17 protein-coding genes are annotated in these 19846 nt (G+C 60.1%); 13 read left to right on the top strand and 4 right to left on the bottom strand.

What is annotated here, in order from left to right; genetic code table 11:
• Nucleotides 1–150: 150 nt before the first annotated feature.
• The 4 genes from PH552_RS14785 (at nucleotide 151) to preA (ending at nucleotide 5331) form a co-directional block, all read left to right on the top strand.
• Nucleotides 151–945, top strand: a complete 795-nt coding sequence (locus PH552_RS14785; protein WP_112340415.1) for a response regulator — start codon at nucleotides 151–153, stop codon at nucleotides 943–945.
• A 147-nt stretch (nucleotides 946–1092) separates the two neighbouring features.
• A complete protein-coding gene (locus PH552_RS14780; protein ID WP_112340416.1) occupies nucleotides 1093–2124 on the top strand; it encodes a sensor histidine kinase in 1032 nt (343 codons plus the stop codon).
• Between the two features lie 521 nt (nucleotides 2125–2645).
• Nucleotides 2646–4004 (top strand): NAD(P)-dependent oxidoreductase, encoded by a 1359-nt coding sequence (locus PH552_RS14775; protein ID WP_112340417.1) that lies wholly within the window; start codon nucleotides 2646–2648, stop codon nucleotides 4002–4004.
• A 13-nt stretch (nucleotides 4005–4017) separates the two neighbouring features.
• A complete protein-coding gene (preA, locus tag PH552_RS14770; RefSeq protein WP_112340418.1) occupies nucleotides 4018–5331 on the top strand; it encodes an NAD-dependent dihydropyrimidine dehydrogenase subunit PreA in 1314 nt (437 codons plus the stop codon).
• Between the two features lie 51 nt (nucleotides 5332–5382).
• Here the strand turns inward: preA and PH552_RS14765 are convergent, their stop codons facing one another.
• The 3 genes from PH552_RS14765 to PH552_RS14755 all read right to left on the bottom strand — a co-directional run bounded on the left by PH552_RS14765 (nucleotide 5383) and on the right by PH552_RS14755 (nucleotide 6943).
• Nucleotides 5383–5730, bottom strand: coding sequence for a helix-turn-helix domain-containing protein (locus PH552_RS14765; RefSeq protein ID WP_162737021.1), 348 nt, complete (start codon nucleotides 5728–5730; stop codon nucleotides 5383–5385).
• 64 nt (nucleotides 5731–5794) lie between these two features.
• Nucleotides 5795–6130, bottom strand: a complete 336-nt coding sequence (locus tag PH552_RS14760) for a hypothetical protein (RefSeq protein WP_162737020.1) — start codon at nucleotides 6128–6130, stop codon at nucleotides 5795–5797.
• 162 nt (nucleotides 6131–6292) lie between these two features.
• Complete coding sequence (locus PH552_RS14755; RefSeq protein WP_112340420.1) at nucleotides 6293–6943, bottom strand: TetR family transcriptional regulator C-terminal domain-containing protein; 651 nt, start codon at nucleotides 6941–6943, stop codon at nucleotides 6293–6295.
• Nucleotides 6944–7241: 298 nt separating this feature from the next.
• Here PH552_RS14755 and PH552_RS14750 point away from each other — a divergent pair, with 298 nt between their 5' ends.
• Together PH552_RS14750 and hydA are read left to right on the top strand one after the other, a co-directional pair.
• Nucleotides 7242–8495, top strand: a complete 1254-nt coding sequence (locus tag PH552_RS14750; protein ID WP_112340421.1) for a Zn-dependent hydrolase — start codon at nucleotides 7242–7244, stop codon at nucleotides 8493–8495.
• A gap of 47 nt (nucleotides 8496–8542) precedes the next feature.
• A complete protein-coding gene (gene hydA / locus PH552_RS14745; RefSeq protein ID WP_112340422.1) occupies nucleotides 8543–9997 on the top strand; it encodes a dihydropyrimidinase in 1455 nt (484 codons plus the stop codon).
• Nucleotides 9998–10132: 135 nt separating this feature from the next.
• Here hydA and PH552_RS14740 read toward each other — a convergent pair whose 3' ends face one another.
• Entirely contained in the window at nucleotides 10133–10546 is a 414-nt protein-coding gene (locus tag PH552_RS14740; protein ID WP_112340423.1) for a cupin domain-containing protein, read from the bottom strand.
• A 121-nt stretch (nucleotides 10547–10667) separates the two neighbouring features.
• Here PH552_RS14740 and PH552_RS14735 point away from each other — a divergent pair, with 121 nt between their 5' ends.
• The 7 genes from PH552_RS14735 to PH552_RS14705 all read left to right on the top strand — a co-directional run bounded on the left by PH552_RS14735 (nucleotide 10668) and on the right by PH552_RS14705 (nucleotide 19840).
• A complete protein-coding gene (locus PH552_RS14735; RefSeq protein WP_112340424.1) occupies nucleotides 10668–11459 on the top strand; it encodes an ABC transporter ATP-binding protein in 792 nt (263 codons plus the stop codon).
• 9 nt (nucleotides 11460–11468) lie between these two features.
• Entirely contained in the window at nucleotides 11469–11804 is a 336-nt protein-coding gene (locus tag PH552_RS14730; protein ID WP_112340425.1) for a hypothetical protein, read from the top strand.
• Nucleotides 11805–11806: 2 nt separating this feature from the next.
• Nucleotides 11807–12694 carry an ABC transporter permease gene (locus PH552_RS14725; protein ID WP_112340426.1) on the top strand — a complete coding sequence of 296 codons (888 nt, stop codon included), beginning with the start codon at nucleotides 11807–11809 and terminating at the stop codon, nucleotides 12692–12694.
• Complete coding sequence (locus PH552_RS14720) at nucleotides 12691–13824, top strand: ABC transporter permease (RefSeq protein ID WP_112340427.1); 1134 nt, start codon at nucleotides 12691–12693, stop codon at nucleotides 13822–13824. The genes PH552_RS14725 and PH552_RS14720 overlap by 4 nt, the downstream gene beginning before the upstream one ends.
• A 57-nt stretch (nucleotides 13825–13881) precedes the next feature.
• A complete protein-coding gene (locus PH552_RS14715; protein WP_112340428.1) occupies nucleotides 13882–14850 on the top strand; it encodes an ABC transporter substrate-binding protein in 969 nt (322 codons plus the stop codon).
• A 464-nt stretch (nucleotides 14851–15314) separates the two neighbouring features.
• Nucleotides 15315–16505 (top strand): efflux RND transporter periplasmic adaptor subunit, encoded by a 1191-nt coding sequence (locus tag PH552_RS14710; RefSeq protein ID WP_112340429.1) that lies wholly within the window; start codon nucleotides 15315–15317, stop codon nucleotides 16503–16505.
• Nucleotides 16506–16519: 14 nt separating this feature from the next.
• On the top strand, nucleotides 16520–19840 hold the full coding sequence (locus PH552_RS14705) for an efflux RND transporter permease subunit (RefSeq protein ID WP_113250544.1): 3321 nt from the start codon (nucleotides 16520–16522) through the stop codon (nucleotides 19838–19840).
• The last annotated feature ends 6 nt before the right edge of the window (nucleotides 19841–19846 follow it).

Genomic DNA, 19846 nt, shown 5'->3' with positions numbered 1-19846 from the left:
GGATGAGATCTGCCGATTGTAAGCATTGTAATGCGACTGCCTAAAAAAAGTTCCGCCAAAGAGGAACTTTTTTACTCAATTGACGTTTGTTAGTCATTGCAGCGTCCGCGCTGTATTTAATTAGAATTTGATAAAAGGCGGGAGCCATTGATGACACTTTCGACACGCATTGCGCCGCATCTTCCCTATTTGCGGCGTTATTCACGTGCTTTGACCGGAACGCAGACGTCGGGAGACGCCTATGTTGCTGCGGTTTTGGAAGCCATCATCGCTGACATCTCCATCTTTCCGGACACGGACAGCGACCGTGTTGCACTCTATAAACTGTTCACGAAGCTGTTCGGTTCCGTGACTCTTCAGATTCCCGAGCCGATGTCGCCCTTTGCCTGGGAACAGCGCGCCTCGGTGAACCTTTCCAAGGTGTCTCCGCTTGCCCGCCAGGCATTCCTGCTTGCCTCCGTCGAAAGTTTCCGTCTCGGCGAGATCGCCGATATCCTGGACGTCTCTGAAAGCGAGGCCATGCATCTTCTCGATACGGCCTCCCAGGAAATCTCGCGCCAGGTGGCGACGGATATCATGATCATCGAGGATGAGCCGCTGATCGCGATGGATATCGAGCAGATGGTGGAAAGCCTGGGACATCGCGTCACCGGCATCGCCCGCACGCATGCCGAAGCCGTCGCTCTCTATAATGCGACAAAGCCCAACATGGTGCTTGCCGACATCCAGCTCGCGGACGGCAGTTCGGGTATCGACGCCGTCAACGACATTCTCAAGACCGCCAGCATACCGGTGATCTTCATCACCGCCTTCCCGGAGCGGCTGCTGACGGGCGAACGGCCGGAGCCGACCTTCCTTGTAACCAAGCCATTCAATCCCGACATGGTGAAGGCCCTGATCAGCCAGGCCCTTTTCTTCAACGAAACCACAAAGGTGGCTGCCTGATCGAAGTGCCCCCTCCGCAGCGGAACAAAGATAACGGCCGGACGTTGCCGTTCAGACCGGCCGGTTTACCGACTGTTATGCAGCGCGATTTAATAGGTCGGTTCGAGTTCTTGGAAATGAGAATGCCCTATCGGCGGGCTTCTCAAAATGCGAGTGAAAGGCAAGCCGGTGAATACGTCTGAACCATTACCCGGTGCGCCTTTGAGCTTGGAAGGCAAAGCGGCTCTGATGGAGCGGGCGCTTGCGAGCGCCAACGTGTCCATCCTGTTTCAGGATGTAAATTTAGCGATCCGTTTCGCCGACAACCTGCCGGACCAGCTGCGGCCATCCCTTGTCATCGGAGGCAACGACTCGCATCTGTTCGGCGAAAAGGATGGCGAGCATCTCTTGCGCCTGAAGCAGGGCGTGCTCGAAAGCGGCAAGTCCGCAACCGCCGAGGTTGAGATGGCAAGCGGCGACGGCGTTCGCGTCTATGAGCTGAAGATGGAGCGCATCGGGGGGCGAAAGGCGCAAGGTGTGCTGTCGGTCATTTCCGAAATCACCGAGAGCCGCCATCGCGAAAAAGTTCTGAAATCGCTGCTGCGCGAACTGTCGCATCGTTCCAAGAACCTGCTGGCGATCATACAGGGTATTGCCACGCAGACCGCGCGCCACACGCTTTCCGTCGACAATTTCCTCATCAAGTTCCGTGGTCGCCTGCAATCTCTCTCGAATTCGCAGGATCTCATCACGGATTCGAGCTGGCGCGGTGCGTATCTGTTCGAACTTGCGGAAAAGCAGTTCGCTCCCTACTGGCCAGATGCCGGCGTGCCGATGCCGATTTATGGAATCAATGCGCATCTGACGCCCAATGCAGCCGTGCATCTGGGGCTGGCGCTGCACGAACTGATCGTCAATTCCGCCTCACACGGCGCGATTTCGACGGGCGCCACCAGCATCACGCTGAATTGCAAGGAGGCCGAACTCGACGGCAAGAAGGCAATCGAGGTAGCCTGGTCGGAGCGCTTCTATGCGCCTTCCGATCACGAATTCGAGGATAACAGCTTCAGCCGTACGGTGCTCGAGCGCGTCGTGCCGACCTCGATGAACGGCCGCGCCGATTTCGCCATCACGGACGGCAGCATCGGCTATCGCCTTACCATTCCCGAGACTGAGTACGAGATCCTGAGGCGCCGCTGAGGCGCCGCCCGCCTTCAAGACGCGCCAAGCTGTAACACTTTGAAATTATGCAGGAGACAAAGGAAAACAGCCAGTGCGAGGGCGGCGCACTGGCTGCTTTGCACTCATCGGGAGGGGACCGTGAGTATAATCCTGAGATGTTATTGGGCGTGCATCAGGAGATGCGATCATCGTCAGGATACCGTCATAACGACGCTGGGGACCCTTGGTTCCATGCCACCCAAGAAAAAATTCACCTATTCTTCATATTCTTCCCAACGCCAAGGCGCGGATAGCGCTTCGATCGCCGTCCCGCTGGGAGAGCGAGATGGCCACCTCTTCGGAATTCTTTTCACCGTCAGCCAAATAAAGCCAGCGAAAGCATGGGTTGAACGATCACGATCGATCGAAGCCGCATGTTTCCTCACACGGTTCGCCGCACGTTCGGCGACCCACGCAAGGACAAAATTTTACCGTTTGATAAATTTTTTAAGCTGAGTTACCGTTCCAGTACTAGCCGTTTACTATAAGAGGGAACTTCAATGGGACGACTGGAAACTGGGATTCATAAAGGCAGGCTCACGCCCGCCGAATATGATGCGAACTTTTCCGATCTTCACCCGCGCCTCACCAAACACGAGGCGCTGGTCGCATCCGACCGATGCTATTTCTGCTACGACGCGCCGTGCATGACGGCCTGTCCCACCTCCATCGACATTCCGATGTTCATCCGCCAGATCTCGACGGGCAATCCCATCGGCTCGGCCAAGACGATCTTCGATCAGAACATCCTCGGCGGCATGTGCGCCCGAGTCTGTCCCACCGAACAGCTCTGCGAGCAGGCTTGCGTGCGCAACACTGCCGAAGAGCGCCCGGTCGAGATCGGGCGCCTGCAGCGCTATGCAACCGACGTGGCGATGGCGGAGAACAAGCAGTTCTATTCTCGTGCCGAATCCACTGGCAAGAAGATCGCCGTCATCGGCGCTGGCCCAGCCGGCCTTGCCTGCGCGCACCGTCTCGCCGTCAATGGGCATGACGTTACCATCTTCGATGCCCGCGAAAAGGCCGGCGGTCTGAACGAATACGGCATCGCCACTTACAAGGCGGTCGACGATTTCGCTCAGAAGGAAGTCGATTACGTCCTCGCGATCGGCGGTATCGAGGTGAAGAACGGTCAGGCGCTTGGCCGCGATTTCAGCCTCTCGGACCTCTCCCAGCAATACGACGCCGTCTTCCTCGGCCTCGGCCTTGCCGGCGTCAACGCGCTCCGCGCCGAAGGCGAGGATCTCGAGGGCGTCGCCGATGCTGTTGCATACATCGCCGAACTGCGTCAGGCCGGTAACAAGGCCGATATCGCCATCGGCCGCCGCGTCGTCGTTCTCGGCGGCGGCATGACCGCGATCGACGCAGCCGTGCAGGCAAAACTGCTCGGCGCCGAAGAGGTGACGATCTGCTATCGCCGCGGCAAGGAACACATGAACGCCTCGGAATTCGAGCAGAATCTGGCCGCCTCCAAGGGCGTCATCATCCGCCATTGGCTCGCCCCGAAGCGTATCCTCGACAAGGATGGCAAGGTCGCCGGGATCGAGGTCGAATATACCGAGTTGCGTGACGGCAAGCTCGTTGGTACCGGCGATGTCGGCGTCATCGCCGCCGACCAGATCTTCAAGGCGATCGGCCAGACGTTCGAGGCTTCAGGCCTCGGCGCGCTGCGCATGGAATCCGGCCGCATCGCCATCGATGGCGAAGGCCGCACCTCGCTCGAAGGCGTGTGGGCCGGCGGCGACTGCGTGCTTGGCGGCGATGACCTGACGGTCTCGGCCGTGGCACAGGGCCGCGACGCGGCCGAATCCATCAACCGTGCGCTCGCTGCCGCCACGCCGGCCGCTGCAGTCGCCTGAAAGGAGAACCGACATGGCTGATCTCCGCAATAATTTCGTTGGCATCAAATCCCCGAACCCGTTCTGGCTGGCGTCCGCGCCGCCGACCGACAAAGCCTACAATGTCGAGCGCGCCTTCAAGGCGGGCTGGGGCGGTGTCGTCTGGAAGACGCTCGGCGAAGAAGGACCGCCAGTCGTCAACGTCAACGGCCCGCGCTATGGCGCGATCTGGGGTGCCGACCGCCGCCTGCTCGGTCTCAACAATATCGAACTGATCACCGACCGCGACCTCTACACCAACCTGCGCGAAATGAAGCAGGTGAAGAAGAACTGGCCGGATCGCGCGCTGATCGCCTCGATCATGGTCCCCTGCGTCGAGGATGCCTGGAAGGCGATCCTGCCGCTGGTCGAGGAAACGGAAGCCGACGGTATCGAACTCAACTTCGGCTGTCCCCACGGCATGTCCGAGCGCGGCATGGGCTCTGCGGTCGGACAGGTGCCGGAATATATCGAAATGGTCGTGCGCTGGTGCAAGCAGTACACGCGCATGCCCGTCATCACCAAGCTGACACCCAATATCACCGACATCCGCAAGCCCGCCCGCGCCGCCAAGGCCGGCGGCACCGATGCCGTGTCGCTGATCAACACGATCAATTCGATCGTCTCGGTCGACCTCGACAATTTCGCTCCGAACCCGACCGTCGGCGGCAAGGGCAGCCATGGCGGCTATTGCGGCCCGGCGGTGAAGCCGATCGCGCTGAACATGGTCGCCGAGATCGCCCGCGATCCGGAAACCTACGGTCTGCCGATCTCCGGTATCGGCGGCATCACCACCTGGCGCGACGCGGCCGAATTCCTGGCGCTCGGCGCCGGCAACGTGCAGGTCTGCACGGCGGCTATGACTTATGGCTTCAAGATCGTCGAGGAGATGATCACCGGCCTTTCCGACTGGATGGACGAGAAGGGACATCGCAGCCTGGACGATATCATCGCCCGCGCCGTGCCGAATGTCTCCGACTGGCAGTATCTGAACCTCAACTATATCGCCAAGGCGAAGATCGACCAGGATGCCTGCATCAAGTGCGGCCGCTGTCACATCGCCTGCGAGGACACCTCGCATCAGGCGATCACCAACTTCGTCGATGGCGTCAGGCGCTTCGAGGTGATGGAAGAAGAATGCGTCGGCTGCAATCTCTGCGTCAACGTCTGCCCGGTCGAGAACTGCATCACCATGGAAGAACTGCCGGCAGGCGCTCTCGACAAGCGCACCGGCAAGATCGTCGACCCCAACTACGCCAACTGGACGACCCATCCGAACAATCCAATGGCTCGTCAGGCGGCGGAATAGTAGCTGTAGATATGAGCACCCGCCCGGTAATCCGGGCGGGTATTTTCTCCATTAAAACTTGAGGATAGGGTCTTCCTGAGCCGCCTGGATCTCTTCCGGCATCCGCTCTATGGCGCGCAGATAGCTTTGTGCTGTTTTGTCCGGCGAACGTTTGCCCTGCTCCCAATTGCGGAGCGTTTCCAGATCGATGCCAAAGCGGAGCGCGAACTGCTCCTGAGTAAGGCCGAGTTTCTGGCGAATTTCCCTGACGTCGACCGGACGGACGGCGATGGCCTTGACAACGAGCCCGGTCTCCTCCAGTTCGCGTGCGAGATCGCCCTGGCTTTCGACATGCGGGACGAGCATGGTTGCCTGCCCCTTTTCCATCGCTCGTTCGATAGCCTTCTTCGCCGCTAGCATGGACATCCCGCCTTTCACCAAGGCACGGACCGCAGAAATAGACCGAAACCCCTTTACGGGCTGGTCAAAATGCAGGGATATCGCGACGGGTGAACCGGACTGGCCGCGGCTTACGTCCTCGACCGGCCCCAGTCGTTCGAACCGCTCCTTCAACGACGAGTTCATGGCACTCCATTTCCTCCATGGCGATCTCCGCCAGATTCCTGAGCCGATGTGCTCCAAGGTCGTTCATTGAAATGTCCTCGCCCTGGATATGGAAACCGCGAAGATAGAGTGCGCTCCCGATCATCTGAGGCTCAGCCATCACCGAGATCACACCGTCCGGCGTATGAATTTCAACCGTACATACAGGATGATATGTGATTTCATTCACAAAATGAAAGGCAACGTCCTTCTTCATCCATATCTTTTTCATAGGCCAATGACCGACCAAAATCAATATCTATACCATAGCGCTTATCAACCAGAGAGAGCGCGAATCGATACCACACCCTTAACGGGAGAAAGCTCAGAGGATTCGAAAAATTCAATAAAATGAGGATCCGTGTGAATATGTGGTGCTCTAAGCGCGGGGTCCTCGAATCCGAAGCCCGTCGACAAAAAGCTGTTCCAGATAGCGCGCGGCATCCTCGAAGCGCCCCTCGCCCGAATGCTCCGGCCCCAAGACCGCACGCACCTGCACGTCGAAATCCGCATAATGCTGCGTGGTCGACCAGATCGAAAAGATCAGGTGGTAGGGATCGCACTTGGCGATTTTGCCAGCCTTTGCCCAGGCCCGGATGACCTCGGCCTTCTCGTCTACAAGGTCCTTCAGCGGCCCGCGCAGCTCGTCCTCCACATGCGGCGCGCCCTGCAACATCTCATTGGCGAAGAGTCGGCTTTCGCGTGGAAAATCGCGGGCCATTTCGAGCTTGCGGCGGATATAGGAGCGGATCTCGCTTTCTGGATCGCCGTTGGCATCGAAGGCGCGCAGCGGCTCCAGCCAGGTAAACAGCACCCGGTCGATCAGGGCCCGATGCATGGCCTCCTTGGTGCGGAAATAGTAAAGCAGATTGGGCTTCGACATGCCGGCGACTTCGGCGATCTGATCGATAGTCGAGCCACGAAAACCGCTGACGGAAAATACGTCCAGCGCGGCTTCCAGTATGATTTCCTCTTTCTCTTCCTGGATACGGGTGCGGCGCTGCGTCTTGGCGGCTCTGGGGATGGCCATGTGTGCTCTGTTTCTCCTTGAAATCCAAGCCTTTCGGCCGTGCCCTTATCCACCCTGCAGATGCATCGGATTTAGGCAATCACCTGAAATTTTATCGGAAATTTTCGTGCTTTTCGTCTTGAGCCGCGCCACGGAAGTTGTAATGTTTACCAATCGGTCAAATTATCCGTCAGATGTTTCTTAAAGGCAACTGGGGATTTTCCGGGCGAGAAAAACAAGAGAACGCTCCGGATAGACCAATGGGAACAATCGGGCATGCGCCTTGCGTGCGCCGGGACAAACAGGTGAGGATTGCATCATGGTGGCAGCGCCAGGAGAAAACATGCGTATCAATGGCGACCGCCTTTGGGATACGCTGATGGACATGGCGAAGATCGGCCCCGGTATCGCCGGCGGCAATAATCGCCAAACCCTAACGGATGCCGATGCCGAGGGCCGCAGCCTTTTCAAGACCTGGTGTGACAAGGCCGGCATGACCGTCGGCGTCGACAAGATGGGCACGATGTTCGCCACCCGCGCCGGCACAGATCCGAATGCGCTGCCCGTCTATGTCGGCTCGCATCTTGATACCCAGCCGACCGGCGGCAAATATGACGGCGTCCTCGGCGTGCTCGCCGCGCTTGAGGTCGTGCGTACGATGAACGACCTCGGCATCAAGACCAAGCATCCGATCGTGGTCACCAATTGGGCCAACGAGGAAGGCGCGCGCTTCGCGCCCGCAATGCTTGCCTCCGGCGTCTTTGCCGGCGTGCATTCGCTGGAATTCGCCTATGGCCGCAAGGATCCGGACGGCAAGACCTACGGCGAGGAACTGAAGCGCATCGGCTGGCTCGGCGATGAAGAGGTCGGCGCCCGCAAGATGCATGCCTATTTCGAATATCACATCGAGCAAGGCCCGATCCTCGAAGCCGAGGACAAGACCATCGGCGTCGTCACGCACTGTCAGGGCTTGTGGTGGCTGGAATTCACGCTGACCGGCAAGGAAGCCCATACCGGGTCGACGCCGATGAATCTCCGCGTCAATGCCGGTCTTGCCATGTCCCGGATCGTCGAGATGGTGCAGAATGTGGCAATGGAAAATCAGCCTGGCGCCGTCGGCGGCGTCGGCCAGGTCTTCTTCTCGCCGAACTCGCGCAACGTTCTGCCCGGCAAAGTGGTCTTTACCGTCGACATCCGCACGCCCGACAAGGAAAAGCTCGATCGCATGCGCGCCAGGATCGAAGCGGAAGCGAAAGAGATCTGCGACACCCTCGGCGTCGGCTGCTCTGTGGAAGCCATTGGCCATTTCGAGCCGGTGACCTTCGACCCCAAGCTCGTCACCTCGGTGCGCAATGCGGCTGAAAAACTCGGCTACAGCCACATGAACATCATCTCCGGCGCCGGTCACGATGCCTGCTGGGCCGCCAAGGTCGCCCCCGCCACGATGGTCATGTGCCCCTGCGTCGGCGGCCTCTCGCACAACGAGGCCGAAGAAATCTCAAAGGAATGGGCGACCGCCGGCGCGGATGTGCTGTTCCACGCAGTCGTCGAGACGGCCGAAATCGTGGCGTGACCGCCACGATTCCAGCATCGGAACCTAACACATCTGGAGCATACACCATGAGCACAGTCATCAAGGGTGGAACCATCGTCACGGCCGACCTGACCTATAAGGCGGATGTGAAGATCGAAGGCGGCAAGATCGTCGAAATCGGGCAGAATCTTTCGGGCAATGAAGTGCTCGATGCTTCCGGCTGCTATGTCATGCCCGGCGGCATCGATCCGCACACGCATCTCGAAATGCCGTTCATGGGCACCTATTCCTCCGACGATTTCGAAAGCGGCACGCGTGCGGCCCTTGCCGGCGGCACGACGATGGTGGTGGATTTTGCGCTCCCCTCGCCCGGCCAGTCGCTGCTCGAAGCGCTGACCATGTGGGACAACAAGTCCACCCGCGCGAATTGCGACTATTCCTTCCACATGGCGATCACCTGGTGGGGCGAGCAGGTCTTCAACGAGATGGAGGCTATCGTCCGCGACAAGGGCATCAACACCTTCAAGCACTTCATGGCCTATAAGGGCGCGCTGATGGTGGATGACGACGAGATGTTCTCCTCCTTCCAGCGCTGCGCCGAGCTCGGCGCATTGCCGCTCGTTCACGCCGAAAACGGCGACGTGGTCGCGCAGATGCAGGCAAAACTGCTGGCCGAAGGCAATAACGGCCCGGAAGCGCATGCCTATTCCCGCCCTGCGGAGGTCGAAGGCGAGGCAACGAACCGTGCCATCATGATCGCCGACATGGCGGGCTCGCCCGTCTATATCGTCCATACCTCCTGCGAACAGGCGCATGAAGCCATCCGCCGCGCCCGCCAGAAGGGCATGCGCGTCTATGGCGAGCCGCTGATCCAGCACCTGACTCTCGACGAAAGCGAATATGCCAATGCGGATTGGGATCATGCCGCCCGCCGCGTCATGTCGCCCCCCTTCCGCAACAAGCAGCATCAGGACAGCCTCTGGGCCGGCCTCGCCTCCGGCTCGCTGCAGGTGGTCGCGACTGACCACTGTGCGTTCACGACCGAGCAGAAGCGCTTCGGTCTCAACGACTTCACCAAGATCCCGAACGGGACCGGGGGACTCGAAGACCGCATGCCGATGCTCTGGACCCATGGCGTCAGCACCGGCCGCCTGACGATGAACGAATTCGTCGCCGTCACCTCCACCAACATCGCCAAGATCCTTAACGTCTATCCGAAGAAGGGCGCGATCCTCGTCGGTGCCGATGCCGATATCGTCGTCTGGGATCCGAAGCGCTCGAAGACCATCACCGCCAAGACGCAGCAGTCGGCGATCGACTACAACGTCTTCGAGGGCAAGGAAGTCACCGGCCTGCCGCGCTATACTCTGACGCGAGGCGTCGTCGCCATCGAGGAAGGCACGGTGAAGACGAAGGAGGGCCATGGCGAGTTCGTCAGGCGCGATCCCTTCACTGCCGTCAACCGGGCACTTTCGACCTGGAAAGAGGTCACCGCGCCGCGCAAGGTGCAGCGCAGCGGCATCCCCGCCAGCGGGGTATAAGGCTTGGGCACGGCGCTTCGGCTCATCGGCCACCTAGAGCAATTCCAGGAAAAGTGCGTAGCGGTTTTCCGTCCGGAATTGCGCAAAAACAAAAAGATGGAGCGTTTTCGCTATTCGAAGAAAAGCAAAATGGCTCTACCGCGGCACATACCGCTCCAGATCCGGCAGCAGGACGACGCTTTCCTGCTCGTTCGGATCGGTGCGGGCGATGACCGCTGTTGCCGGCCGATCGCTCAAGTTCGCGGGAAGATGCGGGACGCCGGCCGGAATATAGAACATCTCTCCCTCACGCACGACGACATGCTCTTCCAGCTCGTCGCCGAACCAGCAATGCGTCTCGCCGGAAATGGCGTAAATCGCCGTCTCGTGCGAGGCATGAAGATGCGCCTTGGCGCGGGCGCCCGGCGGTATCGTCAGGAGATGCATGCAGATCCCCGTCGAGCCCACTGTCTCGGCGGCAATCCCTTCGAAATAGTTGAGGCCCTGTTTTCCGGCATAGGTGTTGCCGGGCCGCACGATATGGCAGGTGGGCTTCGATGACAGACTCATGGCATTGCTCCCCTGGATCCAGCAGCAAGGCGTCCTCGCCTCTCAAAGCTGCAGCAATGCCAAGCAGGATAACACGCAATCCGCCCCAACCATGCGGCGAAATCAGGACTGGTAGGTGTTAATGACGTCATCCGCTTCCTCCGTCGTCTCCGCGCGGAATCTCTGTCTCACCTACGATACGAATGACGGGCCGGTGCATGCGCTGAGCAATGTCGATCTCGACGTCCGCAAGGGTGATTTCGTCTCCTTCATCGGCCCCTCCGGCTGTGGAAAGACCACCTTCCTGCGGGTGATTGCCGATCTCGAGCGAAAGAGTTCAGGCGATATCAGCGTCAACGGCATGTCGCCGGAGGAAGCACGCAAGACCCGCGCCTATGGCTATGTCTTCCAGGCCGCGGCACTCTATCCCTGGCGCACGATCGAAAAGAACATCGCTCTACCGCTCGAAATCATGGGTTATGACGGGCAAGAGCAGGCCAAGCGCATCGCCCGAACGCTGGAACTGGTGAACCTCAAAGGCTTCGAACATAAGTTTCCCTGGCAGCTGTCCGGCGGCATGCAGCAGCGCGCTTCGATCGCCCGAGCGCTCGCCTTCGACGCCGATCTGCTGCTGATGGACGAACCCTTCGGCGCACTGGACGAAATTGTCCGCGATCATCTGAACGAACAGCTTCTGAAACTCTGGAAGCAGACGAACAAGACAATTTGCTTTGTCACCCACTCCATACCGGAAGCAGTCTATCTCTCGACGAAGATCGTGGTCATGTCGCCGCGTCCGGGTCGCGTGACCGATGTCATCGAATCGACGCTACCGACGGAGCGGCCGCTCGACATTCGCGAAACGCCGGAATTCCTCGAAATCGCCCACCGCGTCCGGGAAGGCTTGCGGGCCGGACATAGCTACGAGGAATAGGATCAGATCATGAACGCACAATTCCTCCTCTGGCTTGTCGGCGCAATGGCGATCTTCATCGGTGCTGCCACAGCTTCGCGCGCCTATATCGCCAACAACAACATGTTGGTCTTGATCCTGTCGCTCGCGCTCTATTGCGTCGGCAATCTGATGATGGTGCGGCTGATGCGTGAAGGTGGGCTTGGCCTGGCGATCTCCGCCTCCTCCATCGCCCAGCTCGTCGTCGTCAATGTTATCGCCTTCATCGTCTTCGGCGAACGGCTGAGCCTGCAGCAGCTTGCCGGCGTGGGTCTTGGCATCGTCGCCATGATCCTCATGCTGCTTCCCGCGCAAGGAAGGGCATGACCATGGAAAGGGAACGGTTCTTCAAGCACAAGTTCCTGCCGATTACGACCATCGTCCTGGCGATCCTGGTCCTGTGGTATGTCTTCGCGGTCATCCTCAACGCACCGTTCCAGCGCGATCTCGACCGGCGCGGCAACGTCACCCCGACGACGACGGAATTCATCGGCAAGACGCTGTCGCAGCCGAAGCCGATCCTGCCCGCGCCACATCAGGTGGCGCAGAATGTCTTCGACAACACCTTCCTTCGCGCTCCCACGAGCAGCCGCAGCCTCGTCTACAATGCCTGGGTCACCCTGTCTTCGACGGCTGTCGGCTTCGCCTTCGGTACCGTTCTCGGCATCCTGATCGCAGTCGGCATCGTGCATGTGGTCGCCCTGGACCGAAGCCTGATGCCGTGGATCATCGCTTCGCAGACCATACCGATCCTTGCGATCGCGCCTATGGTCGTTGTCGTGCTGGGTTCGATCGGCGTTACCGGCCTTATTCCCAAGGCGCTGGTCTCGACCTATCTCTCCTTCTTCCCCGTCGCCGTCGGCATGGTCAAGGGATTGCGATCGCCGGAGGTCATGCATCTCGACCTGATGCGCACCTATAATGCCAGCGCCATGCAGACCTTCTGGAAATTGCGCGTGCCCGCATCGATCCCCTTCCTCTTCACCTCGATGAAGGTCGCGATCGCCGCGAGCCTCACCGGCACGATCGTTGGCGAACTGCCGACGGGTGCGGTCGCTGGCATTGGCGCCAAGCTCCTCGCAGGCTCGTATCAAAGCCTGACAATCGATATATGGGCGACGCTCGTCGCCGGCTCGATCCTGGCGGCCGGATTGATTGCTGCCGTCAGCATCGCGGCGCGTATCGTCGATCGTGCCATGGGGGGCCGCGCGGCATGAGGAATTTTCATTCGTCGTGGCAGGGTACGCTCTCCCTCCTTCTCTGCCTTGCGGCCCTCCCTGTGCTGCCGCCGCTCGCAGCCGATGCCGCCACGCCCTTCAGCAGCGGCACCACCTTCGTCATTTTCATTCTCATCGCCGCCGCAGCCGCCATTTCCTTCATGAACCTATCTGCAGCCCTCTGCGCGGCGATCCTCTTCTTCGCCGCGCACGCGGTCGCCTGGCTGTTGCTGGCTGGAATATCGGGCAATGAGGGCAGCGCGGCTGCATCATTCTTTATCCTCCTCGCCGCGGCGTGGCTGCTCGCCTGGCGTTGCGTTTCCATCCTGTCGGCCATCCGGGTGAAATCGACCGCCGACAGCTATACATTACGGTTGCTGATCCCCGTGATCTTCGGCGTCTGGATCATCATCATCTGGGAAGCGGTGACGCGCGGGGCCGGTATTCCTTTCATCCTGCTGCCGCCGCCAAGCGCCATCGGCGCCCGTATTGCCGGCTCCATCTCGATCCTCTGGACGGATGTTCAGCAGACGATCTTCCGATCGGTTCTGATCGGCTATATCATCGGGTGCTCCAGCGGCTTCGTCGTCGCCATCCTCGCCGACCGCTTCGCCTTCCTGCGGCGCGGCCTGCTGCCGATCGGCAACCTCGTCTCCGCTCTGCCGATCATCGGCATTGCTCCGATCATGGTCATGTGGTTCGGCTTCGATTGGCAATCGAAGGCCGCCGTCGTCGTCGTCATGACGTTCTTCCCGATGCTGGTGAACACGGTGGCGGGCCTTGCCGCTGCCGGCAACATGGAGCGCGACTTGATGCGCACCTATGCATCGAGCTACTGGCAGACGCTGCTCAAGCTACGCCTGCCGGCCGCCGCTCCCTTTATTTTCAATGCGCTGAAGATCAACTCGACCTTGGCCCTGATCGGTGCCATCGTGGCGGAGTTCTTCGGCACCCCTATGTCGGGCATGGGCTTCCGCATCTCGACCGAAAACGGTCGGCTGAACCTCGACATGGTCTGGGCCGAGATCGCGATTGCCGCGGTTGCAGGCTCCGTTTTCTACGGTATCGTCGCCATTGTCGAGAGAATGGTGACGTTCTGGCATCCGTCTATCCGCGGTGGGCAGACGTAATCCGGGGTCCCTTCCAGGGGATCAAGGCATAACTTCAGAGGGAAAAGGGTAAAGAACATGAAAAAACTGATGTTCGCATTGATGGCAGGCACGATGACGCTGGCTGCCACGCAGGCCGCGATGGCCGCCGACAAGCTGACCTTGCAGCTGAAATGGGTGGCTCAGGGTCAGTTCGCAGGCTATTTCGTCGCCAAGGACAAGGGCTTCTACAAGGAGGAAGGCCTCGACGTCGACATCAAGCCGGGCGGCCCTGATATCGCACCGGAACAGGTCATCGCCGGCGGCGGCGCCGATATCATCGTCGACTGGATGGGTGGAGCGCTGGTTGCCCGCGAGAAGGGTGTGCCGCTCGTGAACATCGCCCAGCCCTTCGACAAATCAGGCCTGGAATTGATCTGCCCCAAGGATGGCCCGGTCAAGACGGAAAAGGACTTCAAGGGTCATACGCTCGGCGTCTGGTTTTACGGCAACGAATATCCCTTCTTCGCCTGGATGCATAAGCTCGGCCTGAAGACCGACGGCGGCAAGGACGGCGTCAACGTGCTTAAGCAGAGCTTCGACGTTCAGCCGCTCGTCCAGAAGCAGGCCGACTGCATCTCCGTCATGACCTATAACGAATACTGGCAGGCGATCGATGCCGGCTTCAAGGCCGAAGACCTGACCGTCTTCAACTATAGCAAGCTCGGCAACGACCTCTTGGAAGACGGCCTCTATGTCAAGGAAGACAAGCTGAAGGATGCAAAGTTCAAGGCTGACATGGTGAAATTCGTCCGCGCTTCGATGAAGGGCTGGAAATATGCCGTCGAGCATCCGGACGAAGCCGCCGAAATCGTCATGGACAATGGCGGCCAGGATGAAAACCATCAAAAGCGCATGGCCGGCGAAGTCGCCAAGCTGATCGGCAATGGCAAGCTCGACATGAAGCTTTACGACCGCACGGTCGAAGCACTGCTTGACCAGAAGATCATCAACAAGAAGCCGTCAGGCGCCTTCACGCACGAGATCACGGACGCTGCTCTGAAATAAGTTCGGAGTACTCGTAAAGACTTGAACGCGCGGGGTTTCAGGCTCCGCGCGTTTTTTTCATTTTGTAACAGCAGCAACAAAAGGCTGGCTTTCTCGCAAAACTTGGCGGAAAAGCCCTCGACTATCAACTATTCGAATGCTGACATCACAATGCCGTGATTGCTTTGCAGGGTTGCAAAGGATAGAAATACCCGCGAAATCATTTTCTCGTGATCTTGCGTAAATTGAAAACCGCTCCCATCTAGAGGAGCGATTTTAGGATGAGGGGCCTGCAAGGCATGACAGACGGATATTACAGCGCCGCACGTCAAATATGATGCGCAAGGCCGCTGTTCCTTAAATCGATTCGATTCAAGGAATTATGCAGTAATCCGCCGGAGAAGCCGGCACGCATGCATCGATCCCCGTATTCGCGACGGAAACAGCGAAATCCATTTACCAAACGCTGAACTGGAACTGGACGCATGGCTCTCACGCCGTTTAGACTTCTGAGCACGACCGCCATCCTGCTTTCCCTGCTGGCGGCGCCGGCCGCGCTGGCCGAGCAATCCGCCGTCACGACGCCGAAGCAGAACCTGCCGGCGATCGTCATCACCACAGCCACGATGCGCCACCTGACCGACAAGGTCGTTGCGACCGGCACGGTGAAGGCCGTCGAGGATGTTTACATTCAGCCGCAGGTGGATGGCCTCTCGATCCGCTCGCTCAATGCCGATGTCGGCGACAAAGTCGAGGCGGACAGCACGCTTGCTACGCTGAACGACGATGCATTGGTCCTTCAGAAGAGCCAGATGCAGGCGACAAGGGCAAAGGGCGAGGCGAGCCTTGCGCAGCTGCGCGCGCAATTGACCGAGGCGCGCGCCAATGCCGAAGAGGCGGAATTGCAGCGCGTCCGCGCCGTCACCATGGGAGCCAAGGGCACAATGTCGACCTCCTCGGTCGAGCAGGCCAACGCCGCCGCTGCCGCCAACAAGGCGCGCGTGGTCTCGGCCGAACAGGCAATCGCCGTTGCCGAAGCCGATCTTAAGGTCACCGACAGCCAGATCGCCGACACCGACCTGAAGCTTGCCCGCACTGGCATCAAGACGCCCGTCGCCGGCACCGTCGCCTCGCGCAACGCCCGCATCGGTGCCATCGCCAATGGCAGCGGCGACCCGCTCTTCACCATCATCCGCGACAGCCGGCTCGAACTGGTCGTCGATGTGTCCGAAAGCGATATCACCAAGATCGTTATCGGCCAGAAGGCTTTCATCGCCCTCTCCGGCAGCCGCGAGAAGCTTACCGGAACCGTCCGCCTCGTCGCCCCGATCGTGGATTCCGTCACCCGCCTCGGCGCGGTCCATATCTCGATCGACGATGGCGAGAAGGCGCGGGCCGGCATGTATGGCAGCGCCGAGATCATCATTCGCCAGGAGGATGGCGTCGCTCTGCCGCTGACGGCAGTCAACAGCGAGGAAAACGGCTCCTCCGCCCGCAAGGTCGAGAACGGCGTGGTCAAGTTCGTGACTGTCGAAACCGGCATTCAGGACGCAGGCTATGTCGAGATCCTCAAGGGCCTCAAGGCCGGCGACGAGGTCGTCGCCAAGGCCGGTGCCTATGTTCGCGACGGCGACCATATCACGCCCGTGCGTGATGCGTCGCAAGCCTCCAACTGAGCGAGAACGGCAAGATGAACTTCTCCGCCTGGTCAATCCGAAATCCGGTCGCCCCGCTCCTCGGCTTCTTCCTGCTGATGGTGGTGGGCGCGCACGCCTTCTTCAATCTGCCCATCACCCGGTTCCCGAATATCGACGTGCCTGTCGTCAACGTCACCGTGACGCAGAGCGGCGCCTCCCCGGCCGAACTCGAAATGCAGGTGACGAAGGAGATCGAAGACGCCGTCGCCAGCATCAACGGCATCGACGAGATCCAGTCGACCGTCACGGACGGTCAATCGCAGACCGTCGTCATCTTCCGCCTGGAAGTGCCGACGCAGCAGGCGGTTCAGGATACCAAGGACGCCATCGACCGCATCCGCGGCAACCTGCCCTCGACGATCGATGAGCCCATCGTCTCCAAGGTCGATGTCGAAGGACAGGCGATCCAGAGCTTTGCTGTTTCTTCTCCGAACATGACGCTGGAAGAGCTGTCCTGGTTCGTGGATGACACGGTCAAGCGTGCCCTGCAGGGTCAGGCGGGTATCGGCCGTGTCGACCGTTACGGCGGCGCCGACCGTGAAGTGCGCATCGAGCTCGATCCGAACAAGCTGAATGCCTACGGCATAACGGCGCTTTCCGTGAGCCAGCAGCTGCGCAGCACCAATATCGACCTCGGCTCCGGCCGCGGCCAGGTGGCCGGCAGCGAGCAGGCGATCCGCGTGCTCGGCGATGCCCGCAATGTCGCCCAGCTCGCAGATACGACGATCGCGCTCACCAACGGCCGCTTCGTCAAGCTTTCCGATCTCGGCGCGATCAAGGATACCTATCAGGAACCGAAATCCTTCTCCCGCTTCAACAGCACGCCCGTCGTCACCTTCGGCGTCTTCCGCGCCAAGGGCGCCAGCGAAGTGACGGTCGCCAAGACGGTGGGCGACACGCTCGACAAGGTGCGGGCCGAAAACCCGAACGTTTCGATCGAGATGATCGACGACGCCGTCTACTATACCTATGGCAACTACGAATCGGCGATGCACACGCTGATCGAGGGTGCGGTACTGGCCGTCATCGTCGTTTTCCTGTTCCTGCGGAACTGGCGCGCGACGCTGATTTCGGCGGTGGCGCTGCCGCTGTCTGCGATCCCGACCTTCTGGATCATGCACCAGATCGGCTTCTCGCTGAACCTCGTAAGCTTCCTGGCATTGACGCTGGCAACCGGTATTCTCGTCGATGACGCCATCGTCGAGATCGAAAACATCGCCCGCCACATCAAGATGGGCAAGACGCCTTACCGCGCCGCCATCGATGCCGCCGATGAAATCGGCCTTGCCGTCATCGCGACGACCTTTACCATCATCGCGGTCTTCGTGCCGGTCTCCTTCATGCCGGGTATCCCCGGCCAGTATTTCATCCAGTTCGGCCTGACGGTCGCCTTCTCGGTGTTCTTCTCGCTGCTGGTGGCGCGCCTGATTACGCCGATGATGGCCGCCTATCTGATGCGCGCCGAAGACGGTGTCGACGATCATCATGACAATGACGGCCGTTTCATGCGCGGCTACAGCTGGCTGGTGCGGCAGACGACGAAGCGCTGGTACACGCGCTATCCGACGCTGCTTGCCGCCTTCGCCTTCTCAATCGCCTCCGTCGTGGCGCTGGTGATGTTCGTCCCCGGCAGCTTCATTCCCCCTGACGATTCCTCGCGCATCGTTCTCTCGGCCGAACTGCCGCCGAACGCACGGCTGGACGATACGGAACAGGCGACCAACGAGATCTACCGGCGCGTCAAGGACATCGATGGCGTTGAAAACGTCTTCGTTCTGGGTGGCGCTTCGCCGAAGGGCGACCTGGAACTGCGCCGCGCCACCGTGACGCTGACGCTCGGCAAGCTCGACCAGTCGCTGATGAAGAAGCTGGTGAACGACGTTCTTGGCTCCATACCCGGCATCGGTCCATATCTGCCGAAGGTCGCCGTGCACGGCCGTGTGCGCCCGCAGTGGGACGTGGAAAAGGAAGTCTTTGCGAAGCTTCGCTCGATCCCCGACGTCCGCATCACCAAGCTGAACGACCGTGGCGACCGCGACCTGACCTATAACTTCCTCTCCCGCAGCGAGAAGGATCTGAACCAGGCTGTGGGCATTCTGGAGGCCAAGCTGCGCACCGATCCGGCGCTCGCTAACGTCAGCGCCGACGGCGCCCTGCCCCGCCCGGAGCTGCAGATCTATCCGCGCAAGGATGAGGCGGCGCGCCTCGGCATCACGCCGCAGACGATTTCAGACACGATCCGCGTCGCAACCATCGGCGATATCGACGCTTCGCTTGCGAAGATCTCGCTCGACGACCGCCAGATTCCGATCCGCGTGCAGGCCTCGCTCGGCATGCGTCGCGACCTGGCGGCGATCCGGGCGCTGCGCATCAAGACCGCGTCCGGTACGACGGTGCCGCTGTCGAGTGTCGCCGACGTCGACTATTCGGAGGGCCTCTCCTCCATCAAGCGCAACAACCGCTACCGCGTCGTCGCCATCGGCGCCGACCTGCCGCAGGGCGTGGCGCTGGATACGGCGTCGGAACACTTCCTCAATATCGTCAACAGCGCCCAGATACCGGCAACCGTTCATCTGGCGGAAAGCGGTGACACCAAGGTCCAGAAGGAAATGCAGCAGAGCTTCGGCAATGCCATGCTGCTCGGCCTTCTCCTCGTCCTGACCGTGCTGATCCTGCTGTTCAAGGATGTGATCCAGCCCTTCACCATTCTGCTGTCGTTGCCTTTGGCGATCGGCGGCGTGGCGCTGGCCTTGATCATGACCGGCAACGCGCTTTCGATGCCCGTTATGATCGGCATTCTGATGCTGATGGGTATCGTGACGAAGAACGCCATCCTGCTGGTCGATTTCGCCATCGAGATGATGCATCAGGGCATGCCGAGGCTGGAGGCCGTCGTCGAAGCCGGCCGTAAGCGAGCCCGCCCGATCATCATGACCTCGATCGCCATGTCGGCCGGCATGCTGCCATCGGCCCTCGGTGTCGGCGAAGGCGGCTCCTTCCGCGCGCCAATGGCGATTGCGGTGATCGGCGGCATCATCGTGTCGACGGTACTCAGCCTGGTGGTCGTGCCGTCGTTCTTCCTGATTATGGACGACCTGTCGCGCCTGCTCGGCTACCTCTTCGGCAGGCTTGTCGGAAGCAAGGATGCGGACGACGAAGTCGTGACCAAGGAAGGTCTGGCCGTCGCTGTCAACGAAAACCGCCAGTCGCTCACCAATCTAGAAGAGCGGCTGGAGGCCATCGAAAACAAGGATGGAAGAAACAGGTCGGTGGGCACGAATGTGCTGAAACTGCCGCCCTTCGCGGCTGAATAGAACAGG

This window comes from Rhizobium aureum (assembly GCF_030182495.1).
Taxonomy (GTDB): Bacteria; Pseudomonadota; Alphaproteobacteria; order Rhizobiales; family Rhizobiaceae; genus Rhizobium; species Rhizobium tropici_C.
This window is presented reverse-complemented; position numbering and strand designations above follow the sequence as displayed.